Annotated in this window: 7 protein-coding genes and 1 pseudogene; 4 read left to right on the top strand and 4 right to left on the bottom strand. The window is 70.0% G+C overall.

All coding sequences use genetic code 11. The features are described 5' to 3' along the window. Positions 1 to 178 precede the first annotated feature (178 nt). From ACWFR1_RS39550 to ACWFR1_RS39540, 3 genes are read left to right on the top strand one after another with little or no spacing between them, the layout of a single operon-like run. Entirely contained in the window at positions 179 to 760 is a 582-nt protein-coding gene (locus ACWFR1_RS39550; RefSeq protein ID WP_453560766.1) for a rhodanese-like domain-containing protein, read from the top strand. Further along, the gene (locus ACWFR1_RS39545; RefSeq protein ID WP_453560764.1) at positions 757 to 1,653 is read left to right on the top strand and encodes a sulfite exporter TauE/SafE family protein; all 897 of its coding nucleotides are present in this window, start codon (positions 757 to 759) and stop codon (positions 1,651 to 1,653) included. Before ACWFR1_RS39550 ends, ACWFR1_RS39545 begins: the two co-directional genes overlap by 4 nt. Before the next feature lie 51 nt (positions 1,654 to 1,704). Then, positions 1,705 to 1,968 (top strand): metal-sensitive transcriptional regulator, encoded by a 264-nt coding sequence (locus ACWFR1_RS39540; protein WP_453560762.1) that lies wholly within the window; start codon positions 1,705 to 1,707, stop codon positions 1,966 to 1,968. Between the two features lie 256 nt (positions 1,969 to 2,224). Here ACWFR1_RS39540 and ACWFR1_RS39535 read toward each other — a convergent pair whose 3' ends face one another. Both ACWFR1_RS39535 and ACWFR1_RS39530 read right to left on the bottom strand, forming a co-directional pair. Continuing rightward, positions 2,225 to 2,668 (bottom strand): GNAT family N-acetyltransferase, encoded by a 444-nt coding sequence (locus ACWFR1_RS39535; RefSeq protein WP_453560760.1) that lies wholly within the window; start codon positions 2,666 to 2,668, stop codon positions 2,225 to 2,227. A 46-nt stretch (positions 2,669 to 2,714) separates the two neighbouring features. Beyond that, positions 2,715 to 3,916 (bottom strand): annotated as a pseudogene (locus ACWFR1_RS39530) (IS110 family transposase). A gap of 344 nt (positions 3,917 to 4,260) precedes the next feature. Here ACWFR1_RS39530 and ACWFR1_RS39525 point away from each other — a divergent pair. After that, complete coding sequence (locus ACWFR1_RS39525; protein WP_453560758.1) at positions 4,261 to 5,559, top strand: amidohydrolase family protein; 1,299 nt, start codon at positions 4,261 to 4,263, stop codon at positions 5,557 to 5,559. A gap of 190 nt (positions 5,560 to 5,749) precedes the next feature. On the opposite strand, the gene ACWFR1_RS39520 is transcribed toward ACWFR1_RS39525, so the two are convergent. Both ACWFR1_RS39520 and ACWFR1_RS39515 read right to left on the bottom strand, forming a co-directional pair. Beyond that, a complete protein-coding gene (locus ACWFR1_RS39520) occupies positions 5,750 to 7,669 on the bottom strand; it encodes a vWA domain-containing protein (protein ID WP_453560755.1) in 1,920 nt (639 codons plus the stop codon). A 625-nt stretch (positions 7,670 to 8,294) separates the two neighbouring features. Further along, the gene (locus ACWFR1_RS39515; RefSeq protein WP_453560753.1) at positions 8,295 to 8,498 is read right to left on the bottom strand and encodes a hypothetical protein; all 204 of its coding nucleotides are present in this window, start codon (positions 8,496 to 8,498) and stop codon (positions 8,295 to 8,297) included. Between the last annotated feature and the right edge of the window lie 326 nt (positions 8,499 to 8,824).

Raw genomic sequence — 8,824 nt, 5'->3', positions numbered from 1 at the left:
TTGTTGGTCTCGGGGGCTGGTTTTTGTGTATATGAGAATGCATTACGGCCCCGCCCTTTGGGGGGGGGGGCCTCAGTGCCCCGCCCACGACGGCCCCCTTCCTTCTCTGATACCTGGGGCGCCGTCATGACCCACAGCCCCCTGCATACCCCGTCGCACATACCTTCCGGAGTTTTGAATGAGCACCGAGCGCACCGCCCAGTCGATCACCCCCGCTGTCTTGCACCGCCTCGTCCAGGAGGACCGGGCGCCGCGTCTGCTCGATGTGCGTACCCCGGGCGAGTTCCGCACCGTCCACATCCCCGGCTCGTACAACGTCCCTTTGAGCACGCTGCGCGAGCACCGCGCGGAGCTCCTGTCGCACCTGGACGAGGAGGTCGTGCTCGTGTGCCGCTCGGGGCAGCGCGCCCGGGAGGCAGAGCAGGCCCTCGCCCAGGCCGGCCTGCCGAACCTGCGGGTCCTGGAGGGCGGCATGAACGCCTGGGAGGCAGCCGGCGCCCCCGTCGAGCGGGGGCCTGAGCGCTGGGACATGGAGCGCCAGGTCCGCCTCGTCGCCGGCTCCATCGTCCTGGCCACCGGCCTGGCCGGCATCCTGATCCCGGGCGTCCACCTCATCGGCACCGCCGTCGGCGCCGGCCTGACGTACGCCGCGCTCAGCAACTCCTGCGCCATGGGCGTCCTGCTGTCCAAGCTCCCCTACAACCGCGGCCCCCGGACCGACCTCCGCACCGTGATCGCGGAGCTGCGGAGCGCGTCGTGACCGCCCTGATCGTCGCGGCCTCCCTGCTCATCGGCGTCAGCCTCGGCATCCTCGGCGGCGGCGGGTCCATCCTCACCGTCCCGATCCTGGTCTACCTCGCCGGACAGGACACCAAGGAGGCCATCGCCACCTCTCTGTTCGTCGTCGGCGTCACCAGCCTCGCCGCCCTGATCCCGCACGCCCGCGCCCACCGGGTGCGGTGGCGGACCGGCTTGCTCTTCGGCGCCTTCAGCATGGCGGGCGCGTACGGCGGCGGACGGCTCGCCGAGTACATACCCGGCACGGTCCTGCTCGTCGCGTTCGCGCTGATGATGCTCGCCACCGCCTTCGCGATGCTCCGGAAGCCGCGCGACGGCGCGAAGAGGGCGGCCCGGCCCGCCCACCGTGACCTGCCACTCAAGCACATCGCCGTCGAGGGACTCGTCGTCGGCGCCGTGACCGGCCTGGTCGGCTCCGGCGGCGGGTTCCTCGTCGTCCCCGCCCTCGCCATCCTCGGCGGACTGCCCATGGGCATCGCGGTCGGCACCTCGCTCCTCGTCATCGCGATGAAGTCCTTCGCCGGACTCGCCGGACACCTCTCCGGGGTGTCCATCGACTGGGGCATCGCCCTGACGGTGACCGTGGCGGCGGTCGCGGGCAGCCTGATCGGCGCCCGCCTCGCCGGCCGCATCCCGCAGGACGCGCTGCGCAAGGCCTTCGGCTGGTTCGTCGTCGTCATGGGCGTGTTCGTCCTCGCCCAGCAGCTCGACACCGGCCTGTGGACCCACCCCGCCACCTGGGCGGTCCTGGGCGGCGCGGCAAGCGTTGCGGTCACTGTCCGACTTCGGAGGCGGTCAAGGACGGCACGACCACAGCCGGTACCCCGCGTCCGTCAGGACGCGACGCCGAGGTAACGCGAGGGCACGTCCCCAGGCGTATCCCATGGGGGGAGGAGGAGAATTGCCATGCAGGTGAACGAAGCATCGATGAAGCCCATCCTGAACCGTCTCAAGCGAGCGCAGGGACAGCTGGCGGCAGTGATCGCCATGATCGAGACAGGCAGAGAGTGCGAGGACGTCGTCACTCAACTCGCAGCCGTTTCCAAGGCCCTGGACCGGGCCGGGTTCAAGATCGTGGCGAGCGGGATGCGCGAGTGTCTCGCCGACGGTTCCGAGAACCCGCCCATGACGCAGGACAAGCTGGAGAAGCTCTTCCTCACCCTCGCCTGACCCTCCCTCCCGTCCCGCCGGACGAAGAAGCCGGTCGTTCGGGGCGAACCGGAGCCCGGTCCGCCCCGAACGACCGACGTGGGCAGAAGCAGAAGGGAGGAGACAGTCCACCCTGCCTGGTCACAGTCAGGGCGTACAGATTTACGGCCCTGGTGCGGACCCCAACGCGGTGGGCCGGGAGCGGCGCACCGGGACGCACGCCCCGGCGGCCGGCGGCACCCATGCCCTGTCCACTTCTGCGGCCCGCGCCCTCTCCTTACCCCTCGGCGCCGGTGTGGGTCAGGATCATGAAGCTCTCGGGGTTCGGCACGAGAGCGAATCCGGCCTTCGCGTAGACCTCGTGGGCGTCGAGGGTCGACAGAAGGACGCGCTTGAGCCGATAAGGAGCAAGGTGGTCGCGGACGGCTTTCGCCAGCCATGTACCGAGCCCTCTGCCGCGGTGGGTGGGTTCCACATAGACGTCGCAGAGCCAGGCGAAGGTGGCGTGGTCGGTGACCACGCGAGCGTAGGCGACTTGGCTGCCGTCGGCGTCGTAGACGGCGAAGTTCAGTGAGCCTCGAATGGACGCCTCGACCGTTTCCCTGGTCCGCCCCAGAGCCCAGAACGCATCGGCTGAAAGCCACTGGTGCACGAGCTCGACATCGAGGCGGTCAGGATCCGTGGAGAGCTCGTACCCGTCATTTCCCTTATCTGCGGTCATGGAGCGGAAGGGTAAAAGTTGTGAGGGGGTGCCCCTATGGGTTTCGTCAACCCGTGGGGGCGGGTTGGGGTTCGTAGAAGGTTCCGTCGCGGAGCATGGCGAAGAGGACGTCGGCTCGGCGGCGGGCGAGGCAGAGGAGGGCTTGGGTGTGGTGTTTTCCCTGGGCGATCTTCTTGTCGTAGTAGGCCCTTGATCGTGGGTCGGCCAGGGCGGCGAACGCGGAGAGGAAGAAGGCCTGTTTGAGCTGCTTGTTTCCGCGTCTGGAGGGTTGTTCGCCGCGGATCGAGGAGCCCGAGCTCCGCGTTGCCGGGGCGAGGCCGGCGTAGGCGGCGAGGTGGGCGGCGGACGGGAAGCCGGATCCGTCGCCGACATCGATGAGGATCCGTGCTCCGGTCCTGACGCCGATCCCCGGCATGGACGTCAGGACCTTCGAAAGATGGTGTGTCTCCAGCAGTTTCTCGATCCGGGCGGCAAGGAGTTTCCGCTGGTCGAGAACCGCCTGGAGCGAGCCGGCGAGGCTGGGGACGATCAGCGCGGCCGCGTCCGTGCCGGGAACGACCACGGTCTGTTCGTCCAGTGCGGTGAAGATGTCCTCGACCAGCCGCTCGGCCATCCTCGGGGCCTTCGCACGTATCAACGTCACGAGCCGTCGCCGCCGGCCTTGCGGATCTGGGCCGGGGAGCCGAACCGCTCCAGCAGCATCAGGACAGCCGGGTGCTGGATCCGCGGGCCCAGGACTCGCTCCAGGTGCGGGTGGATCTGCGTCATCAGCCCCCGGAGCCGGTTACTGATCCGCGTGGCCTCGCCAGCCAGGTCGTCGTCGAAGCCGACGATCATCGCCAGCTCGGCGATGGTCTCTTCTTCGAGGTCGACCGAGCGGAGCGTGTGCGGCATGACGCGGGCCGCGTCCGCGATGACGTACGCGTCGCGGGCATCGGTCTTGGCCTCGCCGGGATAGAGATCGGCGATCCGCCGCATCGTCAGCCCCGGCAGATAGGCGACCGCGCAGCCCGTATCCCTGGCCACCGCCAGCGGCAGAGCGCCGATAGAGGCCGGCTGATCGACCACGACGAGCACTTTTCCGTGCTTGGCCTGCAGTTTCCCGAACACCTCGCGGAGCTTGGGTTCGCTGTTGGGCAGCCGTTTGTCGAAGGCCTTCTTCCCGGCCGGGGTGACGGCGGTGGCGTGGTGTTCGCCCTTGCCGACGTCCAGGCCGAGGAAAGCGCCGATGTCACTCGTGTCGATCACGTGCGTCCTCCGGTCGTCCCCTCACCCGGCCGTCCCACGGCACCGATCGCCACATCCACATTACGAAGAGCCTCCCGACCTGCGAAGAAGCCGGTGGGCATGCCCCTAATCAGCGGTCTGTCGATGCCTCCGGAGCCGGTGACACCACCCCCCAGGCCATGCGATCGACAGGGGGAGAAAGTCATGCCAACTCCGGAGGCCGGGCGCCCCATTGCGGGGCCACCAAGAAGGTAATGGGGGGGGGAAACCGGAAGGCCGTTTCTCGCTGCCGAGCGGCTCCGTGATCTGGCCTGCGCGGCGTGGCACGATCACGTCACCGCTGCCCCGGACCCCGAAGGATTGCCGTGTCTTCCCTCCCCGTCGTGCTGCACAACGCCCGGATCGTCGACGGCACCGGCGCCCCGCCGGTCTCCGACGGGGTCCTGGTGATCGAGGGGCCAACTATCCGCTGGTGCGGCCCCGCCCACGAGGCGCCCGACGACCCCGGCCTGCGCCGCGCGGCCCGAGTGGACCTCGGAGGGCGGACCGTCTGCCCGGGGTTCATCGACGCGCACGTGCACTTCGCCCTGCCGGGTCCGGTGGAGAGCCCGTTGGCGGGTGCGGCCGAACCCGTCAGCTACCGGACGCTGAAGGTGCTCGAACGGCTCCGCGTCACCTTGCACAACGGGGTGACCACGGCACGCGACCTCATGGGACTCGACGCGGGCTTCCGGCGGGCCGTGGCCGAACGCCGCATCGCAGGGCCCCGGCTCCTCGTCGCGGTGAGCATACTGAGCCAGACCGCGGGCCACGCCGACTTCCGCCTCCCGAGCGGCATCGACGCCCTCGCCTCCGCCGTCGCCTTCCCCGGCAGTCCTCCCGGCATCGTGGACACCGTCGACGGCCTCCGCACCCGTGTGCGCGAACTCGTCGCCGCCGGCGCCGACTGCGTCAAACTCGCCGCCAGCGGAGGGGTCACCTCCCCGCACGACCAGCCCGAATGGCTCGGACTGCGGCCCGAGATGATCCGCGCTGCCGTGGAGGAGGCCGAGGCGTACGGGGGCCTTCCCGTCGCGGTCCACGCGATCGGGGAACCCGGCATCGCCGCGGCCGTCCGGGCCGGCGTCCGCAGCATCGAGCACGGTTACGCCCTCACCGACGAACTGCGGGCGGAGATGGCCGAACGCGGCCAGTTCCTCGTCCCCACCCTCCTGGAGACCATGCACGACCCCGACCCGTCCACCGTGCCCGCGGCCGTGCGCGCCAAGGCCGTCCACTGGCACCGGGTCGCCCAGGAGTCCGTGGCCCGCTCCGTGGAAGCCGGGATCCGTATCGCCATGGGGACCGACGCGGGCCTGATCGCCCCCCACGGCCAGAACCTCAAGGAACTGGGACTCCTCGTCCGCATCGGCGGCATGACCCCGCTCCAGGCCATCCGGGCAGCCACCTCCGACGCCGCCGACCTGTGCGGCGTGGGCGACACCACCGGCAGCCTGGCCGCCGGCAAGGCCGCCGACCTCGTCGTCTGCGGCACGAACCCCCTGGACGACATCGACTCCCTCGCCGACCCCACCCACGTGCACGCCGTCCTCAAAGAAGGACGCGTCGCCATCGACCGGGCCGGCGTTCTCGCCTCCTCGGGCCTGCCCGACCTGATCCCGTAGAAGCGCGGGACCGGACGAAGGACAGAACCGGCTCGAAGCCCCTTTCGGGACCAGCGGTCTCCCGGTGGTCCGAACGCGGGCCGGACCACCGGGAGACGGACAAGGCGCACTCCCGGCCGCCCAGGCCGCCTCCTTCGGATCCACCCGACCGTCCCTCACCCGTGTTGAGCAACGCTCGTGCTCAATACACCTAGAGGGCGGACCTGCCGCGTCGGCGCAGCTTCCATGCCGCGAGCGAAGACCCGCTGGTGGCGAGGAACAGTGCGACGAGTCCGAGCGACTGCGCGCGGGCACTGCCGGCCTCTGCCAGTTCGTCTCCGTAACCACCGGGCGGGTTCGGCGGATACGTCGGATGTGTGGGTCCAGGCGTCGGCTCCGACGAGGTCGGTGTGGGTGTCGGCTCGGTCGGAGTCGGGGTCGGCTCGGTCGGTGTAGGCGTCGGCTCCGTCGGCGTGGGTGTCGGCTCGGTCGGGGTCGGGGTGGGCTCGGTCGGGGTGGGCGTGGGCTCGGTCGGGGCCGGCCGGTTGTGGACGACACAGCTCACCGCGGCCAGGCGCGGCACGTCCACCGTGAAGGCGGGCGCGGAGGCCATCCCCGTGTTCGTGACCTCCACCGGTTCGCCGTCGTCGAGGTTGGTGCAGACGGCGTTCTTCGCCCCCTGGGTGACCAGTTCGTAGCCCGGCTGCTGGGCCTCGGCGACCGTGACGTCCGCGTCCGTGACCCCGGGCGGGAAGGTCGGCTTGAAAACGACCCCGCCCGTCCCGTCGCTCACCGTGGTCTCGGTGTCCGGCAGCCCGCCGATCCCGGCCGTGGTGGTCGAGGCGTAGAACTGCCAGCCTTCGCCGGCCGGTTCGGCTCCGGTGACGTCCTCGCCCTCCGTGTCCTCGGGCACGATCTGTTTGATGACAGACAGCGTGCCCTCGCACTGCGCCAGGGCCATGTTCCTCAGGGCCTCGCCCGCTGCCGCGAAGTCGGTCGTCTGGTAGTAGTCGGCGGTCTGCGGCGCGGGGTCCGCCGGGTCGAAGGCCTCCTCGCCCGAGATCGCCTTCAGGTTGATCCCCGAAATCCCTTCGACGCCCTTGCCCACGCCGACGGCGACGACCCTGGACCCCTTCGCCTTCACCGCGTTGGCGGAGAAAATCCCGCCCTCGACGTCCGCGAAGTGGGTGTTGGTCCCGTCTCCCGTGTACGGCTTGGCGAAACGCGTGGGGTTGCCGTCCGTGAGGACGACCACCAGGTCGTACTCCGGAGCCGATTGTGCGACCGCGTTCAGCCCCTGGTCCCAGTTCGTCCCGGAGCCGAGGGTCCACCCCTGGTACAGGTCCTTGAAGGCCTGCGCGCCGTCCTTGGTGGAGACCGGCATGAGGGCGGGGTGGTTGGCGGTGCCCGTGCTGGGGGAGTTCCGGTCGAAGGAGAACAGCGCGAGCCGCGAAGGCGTGCCCGTGAGCGTGTCCGTCAGTCTGTCGGTCGCCGCCTTGAGGTCCGGCAGCGCGCTGCCGACCGATGCCGACAGGTCGAGGACGACCGCCACGTCCAGGCCGCAGGCCGACGGCAGCGGCGGGTTCACCCGGGACTGCTGCCAGGTCCCGCCGGAAGCCACGTACGGCACCGCCGCCCAGTCCGTGCTGCGCATGAAGTCCGTGAGGGAGGAATAGGTCTCCCCGCCTTCGAGGGCGGGGGTCCGGAACTGGTAGACCGACTCCACCGAGCCAGAGCCGCTGCCCTTGCCCGTACGCAGCGACGGGTTGGCGAACCAGCCTGCGGGCACCCCGCCGGGCAGCTGACGCACCCAGAACCGCATCCCGGCGTTCGCTCCCCCGCTCCCCGTGTCCGGCACGGTGAAGCTGCAGTCCCCGTCGGCGTCGGAAGTGCACCGCGCCCAGGCGTCCGCGACCGGCCCGGCATCGGCCTCGTCCGTGAAGAGGGCCAGCCGCACCCCGGCAAGAGGGGTGACCCCGGTGTCACCGGTCCGGTCTCCTCCGGTCTTCACGGTGATCACCGACGTGTCGGCGGCGGGTGCCGGAACATCAGCCCTCGCTCCGGCCGCCCCCAACCCGGCGAGGACGAAAAGGGCAGCACCCAGGGCGAGCTGACGGCGTTGCAGACGCATGAACGGTCTCCAGAGAAAGGAAGCACATCAGACCTGAAACGTATCCGACTATTCCTATACGGGACTCTCTACTCCATAAGTGAGCGAGTCGATATAACCGAGTGTTTACTCTCATATGCCTACCTTCCTTCGACGCGCACCTCGCCGCCGTTGGCCCGCCCCCAGCGTCCCGCCGAGGCTCATCCCGCATCCCCGCTGACGCCGAGACGCGGCCTTCGCCAACTACGGCGCCCAGGCCCCCGAGACCGTCTCCGCAATCCAGGACGCCGCCATCTGCCGCGTGGCTACGCGGGCGAGAACCAGGAACAGCTGCCGTTTTCCGGGAACGGTGATGTGCCGGTAGAGCTGAATGCGGCCAGGACCTGCCGCCGCAGCGTCACCGCCCGCTCCCATCCCGGGGCGCGGGCACCATGGCGCCCGGCTCCTCGATGCTCGGACGGCGGCGTCGTCCTCATCGGGCGCGGGCCGGTGGCGGAAGGGGCCGTCCTGCCTCAGGAGGGCGCCGGCGATGGGGGCGTCCTTGGTCCGGTGGTGGTCGTACATCACGAGACCATGCTTCCCGCCGAGCGCAGCGGTGCGGGGGCCTGGTCACGGCCTCAGCGGCCCTTGCCAACGGGATGGTCGTTCACTCCTTGTGGTTAAGGGCTCGTGTCAGCTGCCGGTTCGCCGCGCGTGCCGCTTCGAGTTCGGCCTCCCGTTCCTCCATCTGCCGGGCGAGTTCGGCGTTGCGCTGTCCGAGGTGCGTGATGGTGGTCTTCAGCTCGGCGACATCGGAGCTGGCTCCCAGCCCGGATTCGGCCCAGGCCTTTTCGCCGAGGCGTCTGGACAAGGCCTCCTCCAGCTGCGTGACGCGGGCGGCCAAGCGGGCGGCGCGCGCGTTGGCGTTGGCGAGGTCGGCTCGCAGTGACGCCGTGGTGACGTCGGCGCTTCCGGGCGATGCGGCTGAGCGGCTGGTGGTGTGGAGGTGGTCCAGCAGATCGCGGTGGCGGTAGAGGAAGGTGCGGTCGACACCTGCTGCGCGGGCGACAGCGGAGGTGGTCAGAGGGGTGCCGTCGCGGATGGGCCTTGACCCCGGATGTTGAACACGTCTATGCGGCTCGGGTCAGGGTAGTTGATGTTGGGTGGAAGGCGTTCTCGTAGGCGATCGGGGATCGT

This window comes from Streptomyces sp. NPDC055103, assembly GCF_053607625.1.
Note: the sequence above shows the minus strand (reverse complement) of the source record. Positions and strands in the feature narration are given on the sequence as shown.